The 23,386-nt window shown below is 67.6% G+C and carries 24 protein-coding genes and 1 riboswitch; of the genes, 12 read left to right on the plus strand and 12 right to left on the minus strand.

The window, feature by feature from the left end; all coding sequences use genetic code 11:
- Nucleotides 1-7: 7 nt before the first annotated feature.
- The 11 genes from ACNJ7K_RS23015 to ACNJ7K_RS23065 all read right to left on the minus strand — a co-directional run bounded on the left by ACNJ7K_RS23015 (nucleotide 8) and on the right by ACNJ7K_RS23065 (nucleotide 10,314).
- Nucleotides 8-733, minus strand: a complete 726-nt coding sequence (locus ACNJ7K_RS23015; RefSeq protein ID WP_487042216.1) for a hypothetical protein — start codon at nucleotides 731-733, stop codon at nucleotides 8-10.
- Nucleotides 730-1,680, minus strand: a complete 951-nt coding sequence (locus ACNJ7K_RS23020) for an MlaD family protein (RefSeq protein WP_120282475.1) — start codon at nucleotides 1,678-1,680, stop codon at nucleotides 730-732. Before ACNJ7K_RS23020 ends, ACNJ7K_RS23015 begins: the two co-directional genes overlap by 4 nt.
- The gene (locus tag ACNJ7K_RS23025) at nucleotides 1,677-2,705 is read right to left on the minus strand and encodes an MlaD family protein (RefSeq protein ID WP_120282476.1); all 1,029 of its coding nucleotides are present in this window, start codon (nucleotides 2,703-2,705) and stop codon (nucleotides 1,677-1,679) included. The genes ACNJ7K_RS23020 and ACNJ7K_RS23025 overlap by 4 nt, the downstream gene beginning before the upstream one ends.
- Nucleotides 2,702-3,802: an MCE family protein gene (locus ACNJ7K_RS23030; RefSeq protein ID WP_229568047.1), complete on the minus strand. Its 1,101-nt coding sequence runs from the start codon at nucleotides 3,800-3,802 to the stop codon at nucleotides 2,702-2,704. The genes ACNJ7K_RS23025 and ACNJ7K_RS23030 overlap by 4 nt, the downstream gene beginning before the upstream one ends.
- A gap of 1 nt (nucleotide 3,803) precedes the next feature.
- Nucleotides 3,804-4,820: an MlaD family protein gene (locus tag ACNJ7K_RS23035; RefSeq protein ID WP_455408809.1), complete on the minus strand. Its 1,017-nt coding sequence runs from the start codon at nucleotides 4,818-4,820 to the stop codon at nucleotides 3,804-3,806.
- Nucleotides 4,820-5,857: an MlaD family protein gene (locus ACNJ7K_RS23040; RefSeq protein WP_120282479.1), complete on the minus strand. Its 1,038-nt coding sequence runs from the start codon at nucleotides 5,855-5,857 to the stop codon at nucleotides 4,820-4,822. Before ACNJ7K_RS23040 ends, ACNJ7K_RS23035 begins: the two co-directional genes overlap by 1 nt.
- Nucleotides 5,854-6,870 (minus strand): MlaD family protein, encoded by a 1,017-nt coding sequence (locus ACNJ7K_RS23045; protein WP_159418420.1) that lies wholly within the window; start codon nucleotides 6,868-6,870, stop codon nucleotides 5,854-5,856. The genes ACNJ7K_RS23040 and ACNJ7K_RS23045 overlap by 4 nt, the downstream gene beginning before the upstream one ends.
- Nucleotides 6,871-6,877: 7 nt before the next feature.
- Nucleotides 6,878-7,762, minus strand: coding sequence for an ABC transporter permease (locus ACNJ7K_RS23050; protein WP_487042217.1), 885 nt, complete (start codon nucleotides 7,760-7,762; stop codon nucleotides 6,878-6,880).
- A complete protein-coding gene (locus tag ACNJ7K_RS23055; protein WP_202399687.1) occupies nucleotides 7,762-8,607 on the minus strand; it encodes an MlaE family ABC transporter permease in 846 nt (281 codons plus the stop codon). The genes ACNJ7K_RS23050 and ACNJ7K_RS23055 overlap by 1 nt, the downstream gene beginning before the upstream one ends.
- Before the next feature lie 163 nt (nucleotides 8,608-8,770).
- On the minus strand, nucleotides 8,771-9,634 hold the full coding sequence (locus ACNJ7K_RS23060) for an oxygenase MpaB family protein (protein WP_159418418.1): 864 nt from the start codon (nucleotides 9,632-9,634) through the stop codon (nucleotides 8,771-8,773).
- A gap of 44 nt (nucleotides 9,635-9,678) precedes the next feature.
- On the minus strand, nucleotides 9,679-10,314 hold the full coding sequence (locus tag ACNJ7K_RS23065; protein ID WP_159418417.1) for a TetR/AcrR family transcriptional regulator: 636 nt from the start codon (nucleotides 10,312-10,314) through the stop codon (nucleotides 9,679-9,681).
- A gap of 218 nt (nucleotides 10,315-10,532) precedes the next feature.
- Here ACNJ7K_RS23065 and ACNJ7K_RS23070 point away from each other — a divergent pair, with 218 nt between their 5' ends.
- Nucleotides 10,533-10,973, plus strand: coding sequence for an NfeD family protein (locus tag ACNJ7K_RS23070; protein WP_120282483.1), 441 nt, complete (start codon nucleotides 10,533-10,535; stop codon nucleotides 10,971-10,973).
- A gap of 2 nt (nucleotides 10,974-10,975) precedes the next feature.
- The gene (locus ACNJ7K_RS23075; protein ID WP_088898541.1) at nucleotides 10,976-12,217 is read left to right on the plus strand and encodes an SPFH domain-containing protein; all 1,242 of its coding nucleotides are present in this window, start codon (nucleotides 10,976-10,978) and stop codon (nucleotides 12,215-12,217) included.
- A gap of 78 nt (nucleotides 12,218-12,295) precedes the next feature.
- Here the strand turns inward: ACNJ7K_RS23075 and ACNJ7K_RS23080 are convergent, their stop codons facing one another.
- On the minus strand, nucleotides 12,296-13,333 hold the full coding sequence (locus ACNJ7K_RS23080; protein WP_487042218.1) for a DMT family transporter: 1,038 nt from the start codon (nucleotides 13,331-13,333) through the stop codon (nucleotides 12,296-12,298).
- Between the two features lie 142 nt (nucleotides 13,334-13,475).
- A riboswitch (glycine riboswitch) is annotated at nucleotides 13,476-13,565 on the minus strand.
- A gap of 265 nt (nucleotides 13,566-13,830) precedes the next feature.
- Here ACNJ7K_RS23080 and ACNJ7K_RS23085 point away from each other — a divergent pair.
- From ACNJ7K_RS23085 to ACNJ7K_RS23130, 10 genes are all read left to right on the plus strand, one after another.
- Nucleotides 13,831-15,324: a class I adenylate-forming enzyme family protein gene (locus ACNJ7K_RS23085; RefSeq protein WP_487042219.1), complete on the plus strand. Its 1,494-nt coding sequence runs from the start codon at nucleotides 13,831-13,833 to the stop codon at nucleotides 15,322-15,324.
- 40 nt (nucleotides 15,325-15,364) lie between these two features.
- A complete protein-coding gene (locus tag ACNJ7K_RS23090) occupies nucleotides 15,365-16,408 on the plus strand; it encodes an NADP-dependent oxidoreductase (RefSeq protein WP_230787097.1) in 1,044 nt (347 codons plus the stop codon).
- 104 nt (nucleotides 16,409-16,512) lie between these two features.
- Nucleotides 16,513-17,277 carry an SDR family NAD(P)-dependent oxidoreductase gene (locus ACNJ7K_RS23095; protein WP_159418414.1) on the plus strand — a complete coding sequence of 255 codons (765 nt, stop codon included), beginning with the start codon at nucleotides 16,513-16,515 and terminating at the stop codon, nucleotides 17,275-17,277.
- A 40-nt stretch (nucleotides 17,278-17,317) separates the two neighbouring features.
- Nucleotides 17,318-18,412, plus strand: a complete 1,095-nt coding sequence (locus ACNJ7K_RS23100; RefSeq protein ID WP_487042220.1) for an ABC transporter substrate-binding protein — start codon at nucleotides 17,318-17,320, stop codon at nucleotides 18,410-18,412.
- 31 nt (nucleotides 18,413-18,443) lie between these two features.
- Nucleotides 18,444-19,271, plus strand: coding sequence for a mycofactocin-coupled SDR family oxidoreductase (locus ACNJ7K_RS23105; RefSeq protein ID WP_120282488.1), 828 nt, complete (start codon nucleotides 18,444-18,446; stop codon nucleotides 19,269-19,271).
- Nucleotides 19,268-20,083 (plus strand): SDR family NAD(P)-dependent oxidoreductase, encoded by an 816-nt coding sequence (locus tag ACNJ7K_RS23110; protein ID WP_487042221.1) that lies wholly within the window; start codon nucleotides 19,268-19,270, stop codon nucleotides 20,081-20,083. The genes ACNJ7K_RS23105 and ACNJ7K_RS23110 overlap by 4 nt, the downstream gene beginning before the upstream one ends.
- Before the next feature lie 46 nt (nucleotides 20,084-20,129).
- On the plus strand, nucleotides 20,130-21,317 hold the full coding sequence (locus ACNJ7K_RS23115; RefSeq protein WP_487042222.1) for a thiolase C-terminal domain-containing protein: 1,188 nt from the start codon (nucleotides 20,130-20,132) through the stop codon (nucleotides 21,315-21,317).
- Nucleotides 21,314-21,796, plus strand: coding sequence for a Zn-ribbon domain-containing OB-fold protein (locus tag ACNJ7K_RS23120; protein WP_487042223.1), 483 nt, complete (start codon nucleotides 21,314-21,316; stop codon nucleotides 21,794-21,796). Before ACNJ7K_RS23115 ends, ACNJ7K_RS23120 begins: the two co-directional genes overlap by 4 nt.
- Nucleotides 21,793-22,224: a Zn-ribbon domain-containing OB-fold protein gene (locus ACNJ7K_RS23125; RefSeq protein ID WP_487042224.1), complete on the plus strand. Its 432-nt coding sequence runs from the start codon at nucleotides 21,793-21,795 to the stop codon at nucleotides 22,222-22,224. Before ACNJ7K_RS23120 ends, ACNJ7K_RS23125 begins: the two co-directional genes overlap by 4 nt.
- Nucleotides 22,221-23,363, plus strand: a complete 1,143-nt coding sequence (locus tag ACNJ7K_RS23130; protein WP_120282492.1) for a thiolase family protein — start codon at nucleotides 22,221-22,223, stop codon at nucleotides 23,361-23,363. Before ACNJ7K_RS23125 ends, ACNJ7K_RS23130 begins: the two co-directional genes overlap by 4 nt.
- Nucleotides 23,364-23,386 lie beyond the last annotated feature (23 nt).

Here is a 23,386-nt window from a genome sequence, read left to right on the forward strand (position 1 = left end):
CGGAGCCTCAGCGGCCCCCGTCCGCCGGCGCCGGCGCCGGCGCAGGTTCCGGCTCCGCGGCGCCACCCGGCAGGCCGGTGCCCACTCCGCCGACGTCGGTGATGGTCCAGTCCGACGCGCGGTCCATCGTCACCGTGTAGGTCGCGGTGGCGGCGACGCCGTCGGGTGTCTGCTTGCTCTTCGAGATCATGTCGACGAAGACCTGGACGACGAAGGTATCGCCGTCGTTGCTCGCCACCTCGGCCGCGAGCAACCGGGCGTCGGCGGTGTACTCCATCTGCGTCAGCCACGGAGCCACGACGTCCACGGCGCCTTCGAGTTTCGGTGCGAGTTGTTCGCTGACGCCGTCGGTCAGCGCCGTCCGCCAGGCGTCGAGATCACGGAAGTCGACCTCCGAGACGCTCAGCGCGTAGTCGGAGGCGACGGCCTCGGCCTCGGCCTCGGTGTCGAGTCGGCTCTGCAGGGCTTGCAGTTGCTCGGACGAGTCGTCCGTCGCCCACAGCACCCCGAAGGTGACCGCGGCGACGACGGCGAGCACCGTCACGACCGCGAGGGCACGGACCGACGACCACCACGGACCGCGGCTTCCCGCCTCGGCGGCAGTCGGCGTGGAGGTGGCCGGTTCCTGTTCGGTGACCCCGATGTTCGAGGGCCCGGTGTTCGAAGGTCCGGTGTTCGAGGGGCCGGTGTTCGAGGGGCCGGTGTTCGACATGACGATTTCTTCCTTCTTCATCGGGGTACGTTCACGGTGAATCGGACGCTGTCGCCCGGCATGGTCGCGATGGCCTGTTCGAGCAGGGTACCGAGATCCATTCGGCCCACCACGGAACCGGTGGCCTGGGTGACCGGGCGGAGCGCGACACCGATCGCGCCGAGTTCGGGTGCGAACCTCCTGAGGAAGTCGGCGAGTTCGATCTCCTCCTCGCGCCACGAGCCGAGGATCTCCTCACCCTTCAGTACCGAGGACCCCTCGAAGAGGTACTCGTACGAGACACCGAGGGTCTCACCGAACTGGTCCAGCATGGGAGGCGCCGCGACCATCGCGGGTCGCACCCAGTCCACATCGCCCATCATCCACATCAGGTCGCTCAGTACCGTTTCCAGCGATCCCTCGTGCCGGGTCAGGGTCGACAGCAGCAGCTCGGCGCCACGACCCGCCGCGGGCATGGTCTCCTCGAGACCCGCAACCGATTCGGTGAACGTCGCGACGAGCTCGTTCAGCGACTCGGCGTCGGTCTGTTCGAGCAGCTCCGAGGTGGTGGCGAGGAGATCGGGTACCGAGGTGGGCAGCTCGACGATCTCGGTCAGGTGGGCGCCGTCCTCGAGATAGGGCCCCTGGGTCGAGGCCGGGAGGAACGAGAACACCGGTTCGCCCAGCGACGACAGGTTCTCGACGCGCATGGTGCTGTCGACGGGGATGCGGTGTTCGGCTTCGTAAGAGATGTTCATGCGGACGAAACCGTCGAGGTTTTCCATGCCGTCGACCCGTCCGATGTTCACCCCGCGGTAGACGACGCTCGATCCGGTGCGCAGTCCTGCCGCGTCGCGCATGTCCACCACGGCGTGCACGCGGCGCTGGGTCGGATCGATCTGCAGCACACCGACGACGAGATACCAGGTTCCCAGGATCATCACGAGGGCCAGGGCGAGTGCGGACATCCAGGCCGGAATTCGGGTCACGGGATCGCTCCGATCATGCGCAGGAGAACCAGTCCGTCGGCCGCCGGACTCCCCTCGTTACCGGCGATGGTCACCTCACGGATGTCGATGCCGGGTTCGAGCAGGAAGGGGACGAGCTTCTCGTCGACGAGCTCCACGAGTTCTGCTGCGTTGCCGCGCAGTTCGGTGGCGTTCGGCGACGGTTCGCGCAGCAGCGGAGTGAGGATCTCGAGGTTGTCGTTGATGTGCGGGAGGCGGGGGATCAACCATTCCAGGCCCGTGACCATGGTGTTCACGTCGATGACGATGTTGAGCACGGCCTCCATGAAGTAAGGCACCCGGTCGAGACGCCGACGTGCGGTGTCAGAGAACAGGAACCCCACGTCGTCGCGTGCGGCATCGAGACGCTGGGACAGGTCCTCCGTCGCGACGACGATGCGATCGATCTGGTCGATGTTCGCGGCGGCCTCGCTCAGATCGTTGGAGATGACCGCTGACAACTCACGGGTCTCCTGCGTGTCCTCGGGCAGCACGTCGTTCAGCCGCGCAAGCGAATCCTGCAGGCGGGTCAGGCTTCCGCCGTTGACGAACATCGCGATGCGTTCGAGCATGTCCTCGATCTGCGGACCCGGATCCGTGTCCTGCAACGGGATCGTGTCGCCGTCCTGCAAGGGTGCGCCGCTGCCGTCCTTCGGGGGGAGCAGAGCGACGTAGATGTCGCCGAGCACGGTGTTCTGCCGCAGTTCGGCGCGGGTGCCCGCGGGCACGACCACCGACTCGCGCACGTCGATCCGGGCAACGGCGCTGTGCGGCTCGAGATCGATCGCCCGCAGGGTGCCGACCGAGATGCCTTCGGAGCGGACGTCCGCCCCGGCCGGCAGGCTCAGCAGCGATTCGAATTCGAGGTTCAGCCGGTAGGTCGGTCCGCGCACCCCGGAGCCGGGCAGCGCGTGGTCGCTGGGGTCGAAACTGCATCCGCACAATGCCACCAGCGCGGTGAGGACCGCACCGATGAGAAGGCGGGACCGGGAGAACGAACGGGTCACGGCGTTGCTCCGATCGTCGACAGGACCAGCTGAGGCAGCGGCACCGACACCGAGCGGGACGACACCACGGTGCAGCTGTCGGGTGCGATCTGCTCGAGTGCTGTGCACGTCAGCGCGGCATCGGGGGTCGGCACCTCGGCGCGGGCGGGATCGAGTTCGACGGCGACCGACCCCGGGTGGGACTGCACCATGGTCTCGAGCATCGTGATCGTGCCGGGAATGGTGGCGAGCAGCTCACTCGAGCTCTCCGCCTGGGTGCGCAGCATCGTCAGCGTGGGCAGCGTCGAGTTCAGGGCGTTCATCAGGTACGGGAAGTGCTCGTTGAACAGCCGGTCGAGAGGTCCGACGGCCAGTGACAGCTTCTCGACGAGGATCTTCGCCACGACGAGCATCTGCTCGATGCCCGCCAGGCCCGGGGCGAACGTCTGGATGGTGGACTTGACGTTCTCCCAGTCGCCGGTGAGCAGGGTCGTCATCTCGGCCGAGTTGTCGAGGATCTGCCCCAGCTGGTCCATGAAGTTGTCGGGGGAGGAGAGCAGGTCCGCGAGGTCGCGCAGTTCTCGGTTGAGTGTCGGTCCCAGGTCCTCGAACTCGCGTCCGGCGTCCTTCAATGCGGTTTCGAGCGGCGCGGTCCCGTCGGGTCCGCGCTCGGTCATCTGCCGCACGAGTTCGGAGAACGATCCGAGCGCGTCCGACACGCTGACCGGGGTGCGGGTGTGCGCCGTGTCGATGCACGTCTCCCGCGACAGGGTCGGTCCCGGCCGGGGATCGGCGTCGACGAGTTCGAGTCTGCGGTCGGTGAGGATGGACGCGTTGGTGATCACCGCGCCGGTCTCCGCGGGAAGCTCGCGGTCACCGACGGTCATGTCGACGCGCACGCGCGCACCGTCGGGTTCGATCCGGTCCACGGTCCCGACCGAGATCCCGCGGATGGTGACCGGGGAACCGGGGTAGAGGCCGTAGGAGTCCTCGAAGTACGCGCAGATCGAGGTGTCGTCCCCCGAGGTCGCGGCGAAGGCGGTCGCGCCGGCCACGGCCAGCGCCACGACCGTCACCGCGGGAACGAGTCGTCGTGTAGTCGTCGTCAGTGTTCGCACGTCAGCACCGTGTTCCCGGCATCGGGAGACAGACGTCGGGTCGCTGGACCGTCAGTCCGCTCTGGTCGACAAGGGCCTGGCCTTCGGGACCGGCGACGGCCGCGAGTCCCGTGAGGGTGGCACGGAGGGATTCCGTCATCGACTCGACGGAGGCCGACAGTTCCGCACTGCTGTCGGCGGCTTCGACGAGATGCGGGATGATCGGTTCGACCTTTTCCTGGTACGGGCCGCTGAGGAAGTCGAACAGCAGCCCGGCGAGCCCGGAGAGCCCGTCGGCGAAGATCTTCACGTCCTGATGGGCCTCGACGATCTTGGGGCCGAGGATCGCGTAGCCGCGGATGATCTCGAGCGCGAGTTCCTTGTTGTCGTTGGCGGTGCGGAGATATTCGTTGGACAGCTCGAGCAGGCTTTCGATCTGGTCCTTCTGATTCGCGATGACGTCCATGACGGCTTCGAGATCGGTGACCGTGATCCGCACCGAATCCGGGGATTCGCCGAGCAGCGCAGCGGTCTTGTCCAGGGCGGTGCGCAGTGCCTGCGTGTCGAGTTCTTCCACCACCTCGGTGGCCTCCTCGAACATGTCGTTCACCAGGAACGGCAGTGCTGCGCGGTTCTCGGGGATCGGTTCGGTGAGCGGCTGCCGGCCGGCCGGGTGCACCGCGAGGTACAGGCCCCCGATGGGAGTGAGCATCCGCACCGACACGGAGGTCTGGTCTCCGACGAAATGCTCGGATTCCACGGTGAATTCGACGTCGACGTGGTCGTCGGCGAGGTTCAGACCGGTGACCGATCCGACCGGCACACCCGCGATGCGCACGTCGTCGCCGGCAGCGAGCCCCGCCGATTCCGGTAGTTCGAGCCGATAGGTCGTCGAACCGACCGGTCGCAGATAGAGCACGAGGACGATTCCCGCGACGAGGGCGAGGACGATCAGACCCGACAGCGCCCACCACATCTGGGTGCGGGGATCGGCGTCCTCGGCGCCGAAGTCGAGTCGTCCGAACAGACGGGTGCGCATCAGGCACCTCCGTTGCAGATGGTCAGGGGACGGCCCTGGAGCAGAATGTCGGCCTCGATCGGCAACTGCACCGCGCCGTTGCTGCACTGTCGGGACTCGTCCACGCGCGGCACCAGGGAATTGATGCCCTCGAAGATCCCCGGCAGCACCGACAGGGTGTCGATGGCCGTCTGTGGATCCGGGATCACCTGGTCCACGCGGACGATGAAATCATCGTTGCGTTCGAGGAATCCCTCGTGCTCGGCGGGCGCGCCGAGACCGAGCTGGGAGAGCAGGTTCACCGTGCGGTCGACCTCCGCCATCTCGAGTGCACCGAGCTTGGTCAGGGACAGGAACTCGGTCATACGTGTCACCAGCGGTGTGAAGATCGAATGGAAGACCTCGAGGATGTTCTCGAGATTCTCGGACCGGCCTTCGAGTTGCTCGTTGAGGGCCGTGAAGTTGTCGAGCAGGGTGCTCATCAGCGCGCTTCGGTCCTCGGCGTAGCTCGCGAGTTCGGCGATGTCGCGCATCACCGGGGTCGGACTGGACTCGCTGCCCTCGATCAACGCGGCCACATTCGTGGCGAGCCGATTGTAGACGGCCGGATCGGCCTCGCGCAGAAGCGGTTTGAGCCCGTTGAACACCGTGGTGATGTCGAACGAGTCGACGGTGTTCACGACCAGCCCCGACGGGTCGACCTCCTGGCCACCCTCCTCGCTGCGATCGAGTTCGAGATAGCGCTGGCCCGTGAGGTTCTGGAACTTCACGAGCAGCCGGTCCGACTCGCGCAGACGGTACTCCTCGAGCACCGTGAAGTCGACGAGCGCACGGTTGCCGTCGGACACCGAGATGTCGGTGACCTTGCCGATCTGTACGCCCCGCAGGCGCACGTCGGCGTTCTCCTTGAGGCCGAAGACGTCACCGAACTGGGCCTTGTAGGCGACGGTCGATCCGCCGACGGGACGTTCGATCGCCTGCACGATCAGCACGATGATCAGGACGACGACGCCGGCGAGCAGGGCGAGCCGGACGGCTGCCTGGCGTGGAGTTCTCATCGGGTACCCCCGGTGGTTTCGAGCGGAACCCGGAAGGCCGGGAAGGTGTCGACGAGCACGTCCACCCCCAGGACCACCCGGTCGCCCTGGTGCTGCAGGGCACCGTCTGCGCCGTCGACGAGCCTGTCGACCTGATCGGGGGTGACCCCTCCCAGGCTCTGGTTCAGCGGGATCAGGATGTCGAGCAGCATGTCGACGGCAGACGAAGTGGGGCCGAGCGCGCCGACGATCTCACCCGAGAGTGCGAGCACCAGATGCGAGACCTCGGTGATCGTCTCGCTTGCCTGCTGCGTGCGGAAATCGTCCTCGAGTTCCTCGACGGACGCGATGGCCGACAGAGTGTTCAGTGCCGACGGGGTGAACGCCGCGACACCTTCGGAGACATCCGCGAATTTCGGCAGCAGCTCACTGAGCGGCTCGTTCTGGGTGCGGGCGATGTTGCGCATCACGAGCAGCGACGAGGCGAGCAGCGGCGCCATCTGCTGGGTCAGTTCGGCGGCACTGTCGATCGAGTCCGACAGCTGTGGGGTGACCACGTCGAGCAGGAGACGACCGGAATCGCGCAGCACGGTGGTGACGGTGTAGTCCCCGACATCGCCGAGGGCGAGGGTGCTGCCGGCTCGGATCGGCTCGCCGCCCGGCATCGGGATGAGTTCGAGTGCGGTGGAGCCGAAGATGTTCGACGAGACGAAACGGGTGTGCATCGCCGTCGACAGCTCGTCGACGTGCTCCTCGTCGACACCGAGCGTGACGATCTGTTGCTGCGGCCCCTGCGGTTCGACCTCGATCACCGATCCGATCGACATGCCCCGCAGACGCACGGCGGTGTCGGTGGAGACTCCGTCGCCGAGATTCGATGCGGTGACGGCGAACTGCACCTCACCGGAGCGGTCGGGCTGCGACGCCCACCAGGCCACGGTGACGACGAGTGCGGCGGCGACCACGACGGCGAGCCCGCGGATCCGCAGTCCGCGGCGACTGGGGCCGAAGCCCGAATACTGTGCTGCGCTCACTGATTCCTCACCCCGAGAAGCTGATCGTCGCGTCGAGGCCCCACATGACGAGCGTGAGCACCATGTCGGTGGTCACGATCAGCACGAGGCTCGCCCGGATGGCCCTGCCCGAGGCGATCCCGACCCCCTCGGGACCACCGCTCGCGTGATAGCCCTGGTAGGCGTGCACGAGCGTCACGACCAGGACGAACACGATCACCTTGACCAGCGAGTAGATCAGGTCGATCGGCTCGGTGAACATGTGGAAGTAGTGGTCGTAGGCGCCCGACCCCTGACCCTGCACCACGGTGACGGTCGCGCCGGTGGCGGCGAATCCGAGCGCGAGCGCGATCAGATAGGACGGGACGACGGCGCCGACGGCGGCGATGAGCCGGGTGGAGACGACGTAGGGGATCGAGTCGATGGCCTGGGCTTCGAGCGCGTCGATCTCCTCCGAGATCCGCATGGCGCCGACCTCGGCGGTGATGCGGCAGCCGGCCTGGGCGGCGAAGCCGATCGCCGCAATGAGGGGAGCGAGCTCGCGTGGATTCGCCAGGGCCGACATGGCGCCGGTCAGCGGTCCCATCCCGAGCATGTCGAGTGCGGAGAAGCCGACGAGACCGACCATCGCCCCGGCGACGATGCCGAGGATGGCCAGCACCGGTGCGACGCCTCCGCCGACGATGACCGCGCGGCCGTTGCCCCATGTCAGGTCGGTGAAGATGGCGACGGTCTGGCGGCGGTTGCGGCGCAGGGCGTGGCCGATGCCGCGGAACGAGACGACGACGAAGTGCAGGTAGAGCCCGAGGGATTCGAACGGGTTCCACGCCCGGCCGGCGTGGCGCGTCCACCGCAGACCGCGGGGACGATAGGGCGACGGCGTGGCAACGGATCCGCTGCGTGTGGCGCTCATCAGAGGAACCTCATGGGGACGAACATCAGGACCACCTGGGTGATGAAGAGGTTGACGACCATGCAGGCGATGATGCTGAGCACCACGGCCGCATTGACGCTGTCCGCGACGCCCTTCGGGCCACCCTTGGCTTCGAGGCCCCGTTGGCTGGAGATGATCGCCACCACGTAACCGAAGACCGCGGCCTTGAACAGGCAGACGATCAGGTCGGTGGTCGAGGCGAAACTGCCGAACGACAACCAGTACGAGCCGGGGGCGACGCCCTGGCCGAGCGAGGCCACGGCGAAGCTCGCAAGGATGCTCATGAGGATGATCAGCACCGACAACATCGGGGCGACGACGACCATCGCCAGGATGCGGGGGGAGACCAATCTGCGCTGGGGGTCGATGCCGAGGGTGCGCAGCGCGTCGATCTCCTCCCGGATGGTGCGCGAGGCGAGGTCGGCCGAGATGGCCGAACCACCGGCACCACCGATGAGCAGGGCCGCGGCCAGGGGCGCGATCTGCTGCATCACTCCCATGCCGCCCACCGCGCCGGCCATGGAGTTGGCGCCGACGTTGTCGGTCATGCTGCCGACCTGGACGGCGATGACGACGCCGAGCGGCAGCGCCACCAGAACTGCGGGCACGGCCGAGACGGAGATGAAGAACCATCCCTGAACGATTGCTTCCCGCATCGGGAAACGACCGCGTGCGATGTCGACGATCAGGTATGCGGTGGAGCGGAACGCCAGACGGAGCGTGCGTCCGAATGTGCGTGTGGAGTCGGCGGTGCGTGTGACCACGGCACCTCCGAACGGCCGCTCGCCCCGGACGTCTGCGTCCGCGGGTCGCGAGGTCTTCATCGAGCCCCCTGATGAACTGACACTGAATCGATTGGTACTGGGTGGAACCGGGCACGGAAGCAACCGGATACCCGAGTCGGGTACTTGCAGGACGGCCGACGACTGCAGCATCGGCTCGCGTCCGCTACGAGCGGACGCGTGTACGGCGGTGAGGACCGGTGGGTCAGATCCCCAGCGCGGCGCGGGCTTCCGGGATCATGCGCAGGCGCTCGGGAACCAGCCGGGAGCCGACGCGCATGAGTGCGAGGATCGCTCGGAACTCACGCTCGCGGGCCGCGCTCCACGGCACTCCCCAGATCCGGCGGACGGATTCGGGGAATGCGCCGAACATCAACGTCTTCACCGGCCGCCCCGTCAACTTCTCGAGGACGGCGGGAAGGGGCCGGGGGAGTGCGGCGAGTTTCGGCTCGAGGGTTGCGATCACGTCCTGTTCGTCGACGAGTTGCTGCATCCGCCGGGTCCCGGGCGACATCGCGAGCTTGTCGGCGACCCCTCGGTCGACGTAGGCGCGAAGAGCTGCCACGTCGTCCGGCATGTCCTGCTCACGGACGCCGAACAGCATGCCGAGCCGGCAGCTCTCCCGGTAGAAGGCCTCCACCTCCGGTGCGGGTTGCGGACCGAAGCAGACCTCGATCGCGTAGATGAGCGATTCGATGGTGGTGAGGTGGACCCACGTCCACACGTCGCGGTTCCACGCGTGGTATCTCCGGCCTTCGTAGTCGAGTCCGGTGATGGGGCGGTGCATCTCCCGCAGTTCGCGTGCCGAATCGGCGACGTTCTCGCCGAAGTAGATGCGGTAGGTGTACGCGAGGGTGTTCTCCGCGCGTACCGACGGCTCGGTGAACGACTTCGAATGTTGTTCGAGCGCAACCATGACGGTGGGGTGGGTGCCCTGGAGGGAGAGCGCCCGGAACAGGAACATCGGCCAGATGCGGCGATCTGCCAGCAACCGGACGAAGGTGCGGTCGGCGACGGGTACGTCGTCCTCGATGTTTGCGCGAACACGCTGTGCGGGAGTGACTTCCATTGCCGGACTCCTCGGGTTCGATGGCTGGGGAACGGATGCGGACATCAGCTGTCGGTGGAGGGCGTCGAGGGCACGATCAGGAAGGACAGCATGGTCCGGGCCACCCGTCGTACCCCGTCGTCGGTCGCGGTGGCGCTGCCCAGATCGGGTGCGAGCCACACGCTCGCGAAGAATCGCGAGACGATCTCCGCGGCGGTGGCCGTGTCGAACGTGATCCCCGCCCGTTGTGCGGTGAGGTCGAGTTCGTGGCGGACCGACGTGAGCAGCGCGGCGGTGATCTGCGGATCGTGCAGGAGGGGGAGGGCGGCTCCGTCGTCGACGAATCGTCGTGCGACCGGGTGGTGGCGAACGGTACGGACCGCTTCGACGATCCATTCGACCGCGCGCTCGTACGGGTCCTCGATGTCGTCGATGGCGGCGTGGAACCGCGTGACGAGCTGATCGAGCTCCCACGCGAACGCGCGACCGAGCAGTTCCTCTTTGGTGTCGAACCGCCGGAAGACCGTCGCGCGGCCGACGCCGGCCTCCGCCGCGACGTCGGCCACGGTCGTCCGCTCGAGGCCGTGATGGCTCAGGCAGCGGATGGTGGCCGCAAGGATTGCGGTGTCGGTCGGATCGGCGTCGGCGCTCTGGCCGATCAACGCTCCCACGAGGAGCGAACGCACGGGGGTGATACCCATAGTTCGGGGACGGTATCACCGATCTCACAACGGCAAAAGGATGTGTTTCGGCTAACTTCACTTATGGAGCGAGGCGGGGAGTCCGGTCGGGACGGAAAAAAGAAAAATACAGAATCACCGGCCCTGAGATCTCCCCTTCAGGAAACAGCATCCAAGACGAGGAGCCGAGACCGTTTCCTCCACCAGGGCGTCTGCCAGGATGTCCGATTTGTGGTTCGATGGTGATCGTGGCCGCATTGATTTGGTTGATCGCCGGAGTGGCGTTGGCGGCCGGCGAAGCGCTCACGGGCGATTTCGCGCTGCTCATGCTCGGCGGTGCAGCGCTCGTCACCGGCGGGGTCTCTGCGGCGACCGATCTGCCCGTCTGGATCGACGCGGTGATCTTCGCCGTGACCTCGCTGGTTCTGCTGCTCGGTGTCCGGCCGATGCTGAGGCGGCGGTACTCCCAGCCGCCCGCTCTGCCGACCGGGATCGACGCTCTCCCGGGCAAGCACGCCTTGGTCCTCGAGCAGGTGGGGGAGCATTCCGGGCGCGTCAAGATCGACGGTGAGGTGTGGACCGCCAGGCCGCTGGACGCCACCGAGGTATACGAGCCGGGAACGACAGTGACAGTGATGCAGATAGACGGCGCGACTGCCGTCGTGTGGAGGGGTGTCTGAGGATGGAAGCTCTGATCGTGCTCGCCGTAGTGGTGGCACTGGTCGTGGTGGTCGTGGCCAAATCGGTATCGCTGGTACCGCAAGCGGAGGCCGCGGTCATCGAACGTCTCGGCCGGTACTACCGGACGGCGTCGGGTCAGCTCACCTTCCTGGTGCCCTTCGTCGACCGCATCCGCGCGAAGGTCGATCTACGCGAACGTGTCGTCTCGTTCCCGCCGCAGCCGGTCATCACCCAGGACAACCTGACGCTGAGCATCGACACGGTCGTGTACTTCCAGGTGACGAACCCGCAGGCGGCCGTCTACGAGATCAGCAACTACATCGCCGCGGTCGAGCAGCTCACCGTCACCACACTCCGCAACGTCGTCGGTGGAATGACCCTCGAGGAGACGCTCACCTCACGCGACTCCATCAACGGCCAGCTCCGCGGTGTGCTCGACGAAGCGACCGGCCGATGGGGCCTGCGTGTCGCCCGGGTCGAACTCAAGAGCATCGATCCGCCGCCGTCGATCCAGGAATCGATGGAGAAGCAGATGAAGGCCGACCGTGAGAAGCGCGCGATGATCCTCACGGCCGAGGGTCACCGCGAATCCGCGATCAAGACCGCCGAGGGCGACAAGCAGTCGCGCATCCTCTCCGCCGAAGGTGCGAAGCAGGCCGCGATCCTCGAAGCCGAGGCCGACCGGCAGTCGCGGATCCTGCGCGCGCAGGGTGATCGCGCGGCGCGCTACCTCGAGGCTCAGGGCGAGGCGAAGTCCATCGAGAAGGTGTTCGCCGCGATCAAGGCCGGCAAGCCCACTCCGGAGCTGCTCGCCTACCAGTACCTGCAGACCCTGCCGCAGATGGCCCAGGGCGATGCGAACAAGATGTGGGTGGTGCCGAGCGACTTCGGCAAGGCGCTCGAAGGATTCGCGCGGACGCTCGGCGCGCCCGGCGAGGACGGCGTCTTCCGCTTCGAGCCGAGTCCTGTCGACGAGGAACTGCAACGGCCCGAGGACGACAGTGCCGAGGTCGAGGATTGGTTCGCGACCAAGCGCGACCCCGAGGTGGCCCAGGCCGTCGCCGAAGCCGAGGCGGTCGCGCGCAAGCCGGTCGACCCCGCAGTTCGGACGGGTCTCGCCACGGAGGGGACACAGGGGGGTTCCGGTGAAGGACAGTCGGCGTTGCCCGCAACGCCGCCGGCGCAGCGCTGGATGACGAACGACGCATCCGAGCAGCCGGCCGAGCCGCCGCAACAGCAGTAACGGAAACCGATTCGAGTGGGAGGGCGCGCCCGTCGGCGCGCCCTCCCACTCGTCATCGGCGGCCGAGCATCGGCAGTGTCATCGGCGGCCGAGCATCGGCAGTGCCATCGCCACCATGATGAGACCGGCGCCCGCGGCGGCGAGCACGGTCACGGACTCTCCGAAGGCGACCATGCCGATCATCAGCGCGACCACGACTTCGAGGTAGGACAGCCCGGACAGTTCCGCGGCACGAAGGTGCTTGCCCGCGACGACGAGCAGCCCCAGCGCGAACAGACCGCAGACGACGAAGAACCCACCGGCCCACAACCAGTGCGTCGCGGTCATCCCCGACATGTCGGGTCGGGTCACCGCGACCATCCCACCTGCCGCGACGGCGCCGAAGACGAAGTTCCACAGGGACCGGACGTCGGACGGCATGTCGGTGCGATAGCGGTAGCACAGCAGGGCCCCGCCGTAGAAGACTCCCGAGGCAGCGCCCAGCACGGTACCCAGCGTCTCGTGCTCACCCCCGGACGACTCACCGCCCACCAGGCCGGCGGCGAGCAACATCCCGGCGAACGCCGTGCCGATCGACAGGGCGTCGAGGCGACCGACCCTCTCCTTCAGGAACACCCGGGCGAGGGCCGTCGCAACGACGGGGCCGAGGTAATGGAGAACCACGGCACGGGACAGGTCGGTCAACACCGTGGCGGACAGATAGGTCGCGAGGGACAGTCCGAGGAGCGCACCGCCACTGACGACCGACCAGGACAGGCGGGTCCGGCGCAACTGTCCGAGGCGGCGGGACAGCGCGATCAGGACGAGCATGCCGAGTGCTCCGACTGCCATCCGTCCGAGCGTCAGTGCCTCACCGAGCACCGCGCCTTCGGGAGTGGCCTTGCGGCCGAACAACCCTGCGGCGCCCATCGCGGTCGCGGACAGCACGATCGCGGCGATCCCGAGTCGCCGGTTCGTACGCGGCGGCGACTTCGGGGCGGGGGAGGGAGGGAGAACAGGGCCACGCGACTCGGTCGGTGCAATATCGGCGCGCTGCTTGAGCAACGCATCATCGGCGCGCGGGGGCGCGGACAGTGAATTATCGGCGCGCGAAAGCGCGCCCAGGGAAACGGTCACACGTCTACCTCGGGTCCAGGGTGCACGAAACGAGCACCAGCGGGTGTTGTCGTTCCCCGCTCTGTCATCGGACCTGAGAGCTTTCGCGGACGGAGCCGCTTACACCTTCGGTGAACCCGGAAGAGTTGCTTTCCAGAGGAGCCTCGCCGTGGCGGTCTGGGGGCCTGAGAGATTCCCGGGGAGGTTGCTCCTTCGGCGCCCGCCGTGTGCGGGACTCTCCCGCCGCGGTTCGGTGGCTGTTCAGTTGTGGCGTCAAGTATGCCATGCGGCTCGATGCCGGTCTGTGAGGTCGTACCGGGGGTCGGGCATGTCTCGCATTTCGCCTGGTGAGAGGGCTGCCAGAAAATTCCGGGTCGATACCTTCACAAATATAGGCATAATTGCTATGGTGTGCATCACACGGTCTCGCGACCGACGGTTCGGCACCCGGTGATCGCGAGCGCCGGTCGATTCGTCTCTTCTCTCGTACGGCAGAGCTTCTGAAGACAGGTGGTCATATGGGTATCGGGATGGTCCTCGACATGGCGTCCGCCGCCACCCCCGATCGGATCGCGATGGGTCCTCGTTCGAACGGTGTCACCTACCGCCGGCTCGACGAACTCGCTTCGCGCGGTGCGGGATTGCTCGGTGAGCTCGGAGCCCGGCACGTCGTCTTCGTCGGAGTGAACGGTCCGGTCCTTCCCGCGCTCATGTTCGCCGCCGGTCGTGCCGGTATTCCCCTGGCGCCCTTGAACTACCGGCTTCCCGCGGCGCAATTGCTCGAATTGATCGACAGGTTGGACGAACCGATCGTCGTGGCTGACGCCGACTATGTCGGCAAGCTCGACGGGTGTGCGCACCGAATCGTCTCGACCGATGAATTTCTCGGTCTCGCGGAGGGGACGGCACCTCTCGCGGGCGACCGCTCGGAAGACGAGGGGACAGCGATCGTGCTGTTCACCTCCGGAACCACCTCGGCTCCGAAAGGGGTCCTGCTCCGACACCGGCACCTGCTGTCCTACCTCCTCAACACCGTCGAATTCGGTTCGGCGGCAGAGCAACAGGCCACGCTGGTCAGCACGCCGCCCTATCACATCGCAGGTCTCGGTGCCGTTCTGAGCAACGTCTACTCGGGTCGCCGCATGGTGTACCTGCCCGACTTCACGCCACAGGGCTGGCTCGACCTCGTCCGCACCGAAGGCGTCACCAGCGCGATGGTGGTGCCCACGATGCTCGCCCGCATCGTCGACCACCTCGACGGTGCGCCGGCCGAGGTTCCGACTCTCGAGTCGCTCGCCTACGGGGGCGCGAGGATGCCCCAGCCGGTCCTCGAACGTGCGCTCGCGGCGTTCGGTGACACCGGATTCGTCAACGCCTACGGGCTGACGGAGACCAGTTCGACGATCGCGGTGCTCGGACCCGAGGACCATCGGGAAGCCTTCGCGAAACCCGAACTGCGAGGGCGTCTCTCCTCGACCGGGCGGATCGTGCCCGGCATCGAAGCGCAGATCCGATCCGAGGACGGCGAACGCGTGCTGCCCGACGGGCAGACGGGTCTGCTGTGGGTGCGCGGGGCGCAGGTCAGCGGCGAGTACATGGGCAACGGTTCGGTTCTGGACGCGGAGGGCTGGTTCCCGACCAGGGATCGCGCCCGGATCGAGGACGGCTATCTCTACATCGGTGGTCGCGCGGACGACACGATCATCCGGGGCGGGGAGAACATCGCGCCGGCCGAGATCGAGGACGTGCTGGCGCGCCACCCGCAGGTGCGTGAGGTGGCCGTGATCGGTACTCCCGACGACGAATGGGGCGAACGGATCTGCGCGGTGATCGTCCCGGCTGTCGACAACCATGACGAGGCCGATGCGATCCGCACGTGGTGCCGTGAACGTCTGCGCGGTTCGAGGACCCCCGACGACGTCGTGTTCGTCGACGACCTGCCCCGTACCCCCACCGGCAAGCTGGTGCGCCGCGATCTCGTCGAGCAGGTCACGGCCGGACTCGCGGGATGATCGCGCTGCCGTCCGCATCACGAAGAGAACGGGCATCCTTGTGACCGACATCGTGGACACCGAACTCGTCCGACGCGAGTGGATCCTCCGGGCGCGCCCGAGCGGCCGTCCCCGTGACACCGACGTCGAGTTGGTCGGAACCGCTCTCGGCGAACCCGCCTCGGGGCAGATCCGCGTGCGGAACCTCGTCATGTCCGTCGAGCCCTACATGCGGGGCAGGATGGGCGGTGAGGCGACCTACGCGGAGCCCTACGCACTCGGGGAGCCGATGCTTGCCCCCACTGTCGGGCTCGTGTCCTGGTCCGATCGACCCGAGTTGCCGGTCGGATCACTGGTTCTCCACGAGTACGGTTGGCGGACCGAAAGTTTCGTCGATGTCTCCGACTGTCGCAGGCTTCGGCACGACGATCTCCCCGCCGCTCTGCACCTGAGTGTCCTCGGCATCCCGGGTATGACCGCCTGGGTGGGAATCGATCGGATCGCGCAGGTGCGCAGCGGCGACGTGGTGTTCGTGTCGTCCGCGGCCGGTGCAGTCGGATCCACCGCGGTCCAGCTGGCGAAACTGCGCGGTGCCGTGGTGATCGCGAGCGCCGGATCTCCCGAGAAGGTTTCGCTCGTCAGGGGACTCGGTGCCGACGCGGCGTTCGATCATCACGAGGGGCCGGCGAAGGACCTGCTGCGCAGCGCTATGGCCGAGGTCGGTGCCACCGCGCTCGACGTGTATTTCGACAATGTCGGAGGCGAACAGCTCGAAGCGGCCATCCGCGTGCTCGCCGACCACGCCCGGATCGCTCTGTGCGGGATGATCAGCGTCTACAACTCCGCCACACCCGTGCCCGGACCGAACAACCTGCTCAAACTGATCTGGCGTCGCGCCCGGATGGAAGGCTTCCTGCTGGCCGACCATCTCGACGCACGCGACGCCTTCGAGGACGAGATGGCCTCGCTCGTCCGGAGCGGACGGATCCGGCCCGTCCACACCGAGTTCGCCGGTGGCATCGGCGGTGCATGGGATGCCTTCGTCGGGATGCTCGACGGCGCCGCGACCGGCAAGGCCCTCGTCCCTCTCGTCCCCTCGACCTGACTCCGTCGGGACCGTCCCGACGTCGCTGCGGCGACGCCGGTGTCCCGCCGCACCTTCTCACTCTTTCGGCGCTTTCGACGCCGACCTCATCGACAGGAGCCCGCATGACCACGCATCCCCGTCCTCTCGAAGGAAAGGTAGCGCTCGTCACCGGTGGCAGCCGCGGCCTGGGCCGCGAGATGGTTCTCGCCTTTGCGAACGCCGGTGCCGACGTCGTCATCGTCAGCCGCAAGGTCGACAGTTGCGAGAAACTCGCCGCGGAGGTCGCCGAGACCACCGGACGCAAGGCTCTGCCCCTCGCACTGCACGTCGGCGACTGGGACGCCCACGAACCGGTCGTCGACCGGGTCTACGACGAGTTCGGCCACCTGGACGTCCTGGTGAACAACGCCGGCATGGCGCCTCTGTACCCCAGCCTCGACCAGGTGACCGAGGAACTGTTCGACAAGGTGATCGGGGTCAATCTCAAGGGTGCCTTCCGTCTGACCGCCCTCGTCGGTCCTCGGATGGCGGCGGGTTCCGGGGGATCGATCATCAACATCAGCTCCATCGCCTCCGAGCGGCCGATGACCACCGATCTGCCGTACGCGGCCGCCAAGGCGGGACTGAACACCCTGACCAAGGGCTTCGCGCAGGCATACGGCCCCAGCGTGCGGGTCAACACGATCATGGCCGGTGCGTTCCTCACCGACATCAGCAAGGCCTGGGACATGGACTCGGCCAACGAACTCTTCGGGGCGATGCCGCTCCGGCGTGCCGGAAATCCGGACGAGATCGTCGGCGCCGCACTGTATCTCGCGGGGCCCGGTTCCACCTACACCACCGGTGCCGTGATCCCCGTCGACGGCGGCCGCACCTCCACCCCCTGACCCGATCCGCGGCCCACGGGCCGACGACCAGGAGCCTCCCATGGACTTCATCCGAGCACCGCGCCGTACCCGGCGCACCTTCCTGTCGACCCTGACCGCCGCCGCGCTCGCCGCGACCCTCGCGGCCTGCGGTGGAAACGGTGGGGACGACCGCATCACCTCGGAATCGATCGGAGCGACCGGCCCGGCCGGCGACGATGCCTGGCAACAGGTGATCGAGGCGGCCAAGGCGGAGGGCGAGGTCACGATCTATTCGTCGAACGCCGCGGACGCTCTCGCCGAACTGGGCCGCCGCTTCGAGGCCGACTACGGCATCCGCCTGAACGTCGTCCGTGACGTCGACGCGAATCTGCACCAGAAGGTCGGTGCGGAGACCGAGACCGGCAACCGGGTCGCCGACGTGGTCACGCAGGCGAGTGTGCCGTGGGCCGTGAGCCTCGGCGCGGAGGGGGAGTTCGCCGAGCCCGTCGGCCCGGCCTTCACCGACTCCGCCAGTGAGTACGACGTCACGACCCTGAAGGACGACACGGGTTACTTCGTCTCCAATGCGTCGGTCCTGACCTTCGGCTGGAACACCCAGCGCTACCCGGACGGCGTCGACAGCTACGGCGATCTCCTGGATCCGGCGCTCGGCGACGGCAGGATCGGCATCGTCCTTCCCACGTCGACCGCCCACGTGGATTTCTACGACAACTATCTCGAGCAGGTCGGAGGTGAGGGCTATCTCGAGAAGTTGGCCCAGCAGCGTCCGCGGATCTACCCCAGCGCGCTGCCGTTGGCGCAGGCCCTCGCCTCCGGTGAGATCGCCGCCGCCGCATTCGTGCAGGACCAGAAGAGCGAGCAGCAGACCGGCGCCCCTGTCGACTCGGCCTTCGGAGACGTCGTGTGGGGCGCACCCATGTACACCGCGATCCTCGCCGACGCCGTTCATCCCAATGCAGCCCAGGTCCTGGCCAACTACATGATCACCCCGGCGGGTCAGGAAGCGGTCTCGTTCCGCAATGCCTCCGTTCTGCCCGGCATCGGTTCGGCGGTCACCACCGTCGACAAGGTTGCCCCTCAGAACACGGACGCCATGACGCCGGAAGCACTCGAAGAACTCAAGGCCCGCTTCGGCCGTCTGTTCAACCAGTAGTTCCGGGATCGCCGGAGAAGGAGTCACCCCCATGGGAAGAGTTGAAGGAAAGGTCGCACTGATCACCGGCGCGGCCCGTGGCCAAGGGCGCGCGCACGCCGTGCGTCTCGCCGAGGAAGGGGCGGACGTCGTCCTCCTCGACGTGTGCAGGTCGATCGACTCGGTGCCGTACCCGCTTGCCACCGGGGACGACCTGAAGGAGACCGAGGCGCTCGTCGCCGCGACCGGCCGTCGGGTCCTGTCCCGCGTCGCCGACGTCCGGGACCAGACGCAGCTCGATGCTGCGGTTGCGGACGCGATCGGAACGTTCGGGCACATCGACATCGTCTGTGCCAACGCGGGCATCGTGGGCTTCCGGCCCACCTGGGAGCTGAGCGACGCCGAATGGCAGGACATGCTCGACGTCAACCTCACCGGGGTGTTCCACACCGTTCGAGCCGTCGTTCCGGAGATGATCCGCGCCGGCCGCGGTGGATCGATCGTCATGACCAGCTCGATCCAGGCGATGCTCGGCTCGGCCAACATCGGTCACTACAACGCGTCGAAGAGCGGTGTCGTCGGCCTCATGCGGACTCTGGCCACCGAACTCGGCCCCCACGGCATCCGCGTCAACACGGTCAATCCGAGCGCCGTGGAGACCCCGATGCTGCACAACGATGCGACCTTCCGGATCTTCGGGCCCGATCTCGAGAATCCGGGACCGGACGACCTGTGGGAGCGCTCCAAGGACCGCAATCCCATGGGCATCGGCTGGGTTGCGCCCGAGGACATGAGCAACGCCGTGTTGTTCCTCGCCTCGGACGAAGCACGATTCATCACCGGCGTGGCACTGCCGGTCGACGCGGGGGTGCGACTGTGACCGCTCTGGACAACGAGACCCGGCCCGAAACCGCTCGGGTGCCGAGTAGACTCGAAGGTCGCCGGCTCTTCGTGACCGGTGGTGGCAGCGGCATCGGTGAGGCCGTGGCGAAGCGACTCGCGGCCGAGGGTGCAGCGGTCGCGGTGACCGACGCCCGGGGCGAGGCCGCGGAGGCCGTGTCCGCTTCGGTCGCGGAGACCGGCGCACCGACGCTGGGGCTGCGGTGCGACGTCGGCGACGAGACCTCCGTCGCGGACGCCGTGGCTGCCGCGGCGGACGAGTTCGGAGGCCTCGACGGCGTGGTGACCTGCGCCGGCATCAACGGGACGGCGATGCTCCACGAGATGGAACTCGCCCATTGGGAACGCATCCTGCGCGTGAACCTCACCGGTACCTTCCTGCCGTTGCGGGCCACCCTGCCCCACCTGCTCCAGGCCGGCGGGGGCTCGATCGTGACCGTCGGCTCGGTCGCGTCGCTGGTGGCGACCAACCTGAACACCCCCGGTTACGACGCGTCCAAGGGAGGCGTCCTGCAGCTCACCCGGTCGGTTGCCATGGGGTACGCGGACCGGAACATCCGGGCCAACTGCCTGTGCCCCGGACTGGTGCGGACGGGTCTGCGGGTGAACTCGCAGGCGCTGCAGGGCCCGGAGCCCGAGGCGACCCGCAGTCGGGTGGTGGAGAACACCGCGCTCGGACGCTCGGCGGACCCGGCCGAGATGGCGTCGGTGGTGGCCTTCCTGTTGTCCGACGACTCTTCCTTCGTGACCGGCGCGGCGATCGCCGCCGACGGCGGACTGACCGCGAACTGACTCCCCGCCCGCTGCGGCGGGCACGACACACAGAGGTGACCCACACATGTCCACCGACCCGACCTGGCGCAGGGATGCCTGCGCCATTGCAGGAATCGGAACCACCGCGTTCTCCAAGGATTCCGGTGTCTCCGTCACAGCGCTCGCCGTCGAGGCCGCCGCGGCGGCCCTAGAGGACGCCGGACTGACCCCGGCCGATGTCGACGGCGTCGTCCGCAACGATATGGATCTCGTCTCGTGTGCGGCGCTCGCCGACGGACTCGGCGTCCCGCACCTGACCTACTGGGGCGAGGCCGGCCCGGGTGGTTCGGGGCCGGCCGCGATGGTCGCCCAGGCCGTGGCCGCCATCATGAGCGGACAGGCGACCACCGTCGTCGTGTTCCGTTCGCTCAACGGCCGATCGGGCCGTCGGTTCGGCCTGTCTCCGGTCGTCACCCCCGAGGTGGGCGGCAACGAGACCTTCGAGGAGTTCTTCGGCCCGTACGGGCTGCTGTCGTCCGGCCAGTACTTCGCGCTGATGGCTCAGCGCTACATGACCGAGACCGGTCTGACCTCCGAGCAACTCGCGCAGATCGCGCTGGTGACCCGCAAGCGCGCCAATGCGAATCCGGCCGCCCAGATGTACGACCGGACGATGACGCTCGACGACTACTTCGATTCGCGCATGCTGTCATCGCCCCTGCGCCTGTTCGATTACTGCCTCGAAACCGACGGTGCCGCAGCGGTCGTCGTCACCACCGCCGAACGCGCCAAGGACCTGCGGCAGACGCCGGCGCTCATCCGGTCGGTCGCGATGTCGACCTGCCGTCAGCCCCAGCCGGGCCTGATGTACCCGACACTCATGCGCGAGGACATCACCGCCCTGCCGTCGCGGGAATGTCAGGACACGCTCTACAACCGGGCCGGTCTCGGTCCCGCGGACGTCGACGTCGCGCAGATCTACGACTGCTACTCCATCACGGCCCTCATCCAGCTCGAGGACTACGGGTTCTGCAAGCGCGGCGACACCGGCGATTTCCTCGCCGAGGGGCAGATCGACCTCGGTGGAACGATACCGATCAACACCAGCGGAGGACACATGTCCGAGGGATACATCCACGGAATGAACCACGTCGTCGAAGGGGTGCGGCAGATCCGCGGCACCTCCACGAGCCAGGTCGAGGGCGCGCAGGTCTCCCTGGTCACCTCGGCCCCGCCCCCGGCGGCGTCCGCGCTGATCCTGGTGGCGGCATGAGCGCCGCGGCAGCCGCGAGCGCGGCGACCACCGACCGGCTCCGTCCCCTCGTCACCGAACGGGGCAGCGCAGGCTTCTTCTCCGCCGCTGCCGAGCGCCGCATCGAGATCCTCACCTGCGAGGATTGCGGGCGACGCATCCACCTGCCGCGCCCGCGCTGCGTGTATTGCGCGAGCACCGAGGTGTCGTGGAAGCCGGCACCCCACACCGGCACCGTGTACAGCCACACCATCGTCGAACATCAGGTGCATCCGCTGTTCCCGGTCCCGTACACCGTGATCGTCGTCGACCTCGACGGAGAGCAGGCCGGCGTGCGCCTGATCGGCAACCTGCCCGGTAGCGCGGACGTCACCGCCGGAACTCCGGTCCGCTGCACCTTCGAGGACCTCGGCGAGGACGCGGCCGGAAACCCCGTGGCGCTGCCTGTCTGGGAGATCGACACCGAGCGCGCGAACGACGGCACCGGGGAGGACGAATGACCACGACGCCCACCCGCCCGATCGATCCGGTCCTGTTCGTCGACGACGACCCGAACGTCGCACTGCGCGGCGCCCGCTGCTCTCATTGCGCGACCGTCACTTTTCCGATGCAGCCCAGCTGCCCCCGCTGCGGGGCCGCGGAGATGAACCCCGAGGCTTTGCCGAGGGACGGCGTGCTCTGGTCGTACACCGTGCAGTCCTTCGCTCCGAAGAAGCCGTTCCTGCACGTCGAACCGTTCACCCCCTTCGGCGTGGGCTACATCGATCTCGGTGACGTGATCGTCGAGTCCCGGCTCACCGTGAACGATCCGGAGTCGCTGGAGATCGGGATGCCGATGCGGTTGTGCAGCATCGTCAACCACGTCGACGACGATGGCACCGAGGTCGTCACCTTCGCATTCGCACCGAGCAAGGAGGAGGCGGCATGAAGGTCGCGATCGTCGGTATCGGCATCCACAGGTTCGGCCGCACCGAGGGCGTGAGCGGCCTGGACCAGGGCGCCTACGCGGCCCGGCAGGCGATGGCCGACGCCGGAGTCGAGTTCGAGGACATCCAGTTCGCCTACGGAGGCAGCGATTCCGCCGGCAACGCCGACACCCTCGTGTCCACCCTGGGCCTGACCGGCCTGCCCTTCGTCAACGTGTCCAACGGATGCGCCACCGGCGGCAGCGCCCTGACCTCGGCGGTCAGCCGAATCCGTTCCGGCGAGTCCGATCTCGGTCTCGTCGTCGGCTTCGACAAGCATCCTCGTGGAGCATTCAACCCTCGCCCCGAGGACAACGGGCTGGGTCGCTGGTACGGCGAGACCGGGATGATGGTCACCACCCAGTTCTTCGCCATGAAGATCCAGCGGTACCTCGTCGAGCACGGACTGCCGAAATCGCTGCTGGCCACGGTGGCGGCCAAGGCGTTCCGCAACGGTTCGCTCGCCCCGCACGCCTGGCGACGAACTCCGCTCAGCGAGGAGGAGATCGCCGGGTCGACGATGGTCAACGACCCGCTCACCCAGTACATGTTCTGCTCCCCGGCAGAGGGCGGGGTCGCGCTCGTGCTCGCCCGCGCCGACCGGGCCCACCGCTACACCGACACGCCGGTCTTCCTCGAGGCTGCCGAACTGCGCTCGCGGCTGTTCGGTTCGTTCGAAGTGTTCAGTCCGTGGACCTCGCCCGAACGTGCCGACGGTCCGACGGTGACCGCCTCCCGCGCGGCCTTCGAAGCGGCGGGGATCGACCCGAGCGACATCGACGTGGCGCAGATCCAGGACACCGAGGCCGGTGCGGAGATCATGCATCTGGCGGAGACGGGACTGTGCAAGCACGGGGAGCAGGAGACACTCATCCGCTCCGGCGCCACCGAGATCGGTGGAGCGATACCGGTCAACACCGACGGTGGATGCCTCGCGAACGGGGAACCGATCGGCGCGACCGGTCTGCGTCAGGTCTACGAGAACGTCGTCCAGCTGCGCGGTGCGGCGGGGGACAGGCAGGTGCCGGGCGACCCCAAGGTCGGATTCACCCATGTGTACGGGGCGCCGGGCATCAGCGCGTGCACCGTCCTCACACGCTGAATCGGCGACCGGATCGCCGACGA

The sequence above is a fragment of the Rhodococcus shunpengi genome (assembly GCF_048381395.1).
Taxonomy (GTDB): Bacteria; Actinomycetota; Actinomycetes; order Mycobacteriales; family Mycobacteriaceae; genus Rhodococcus.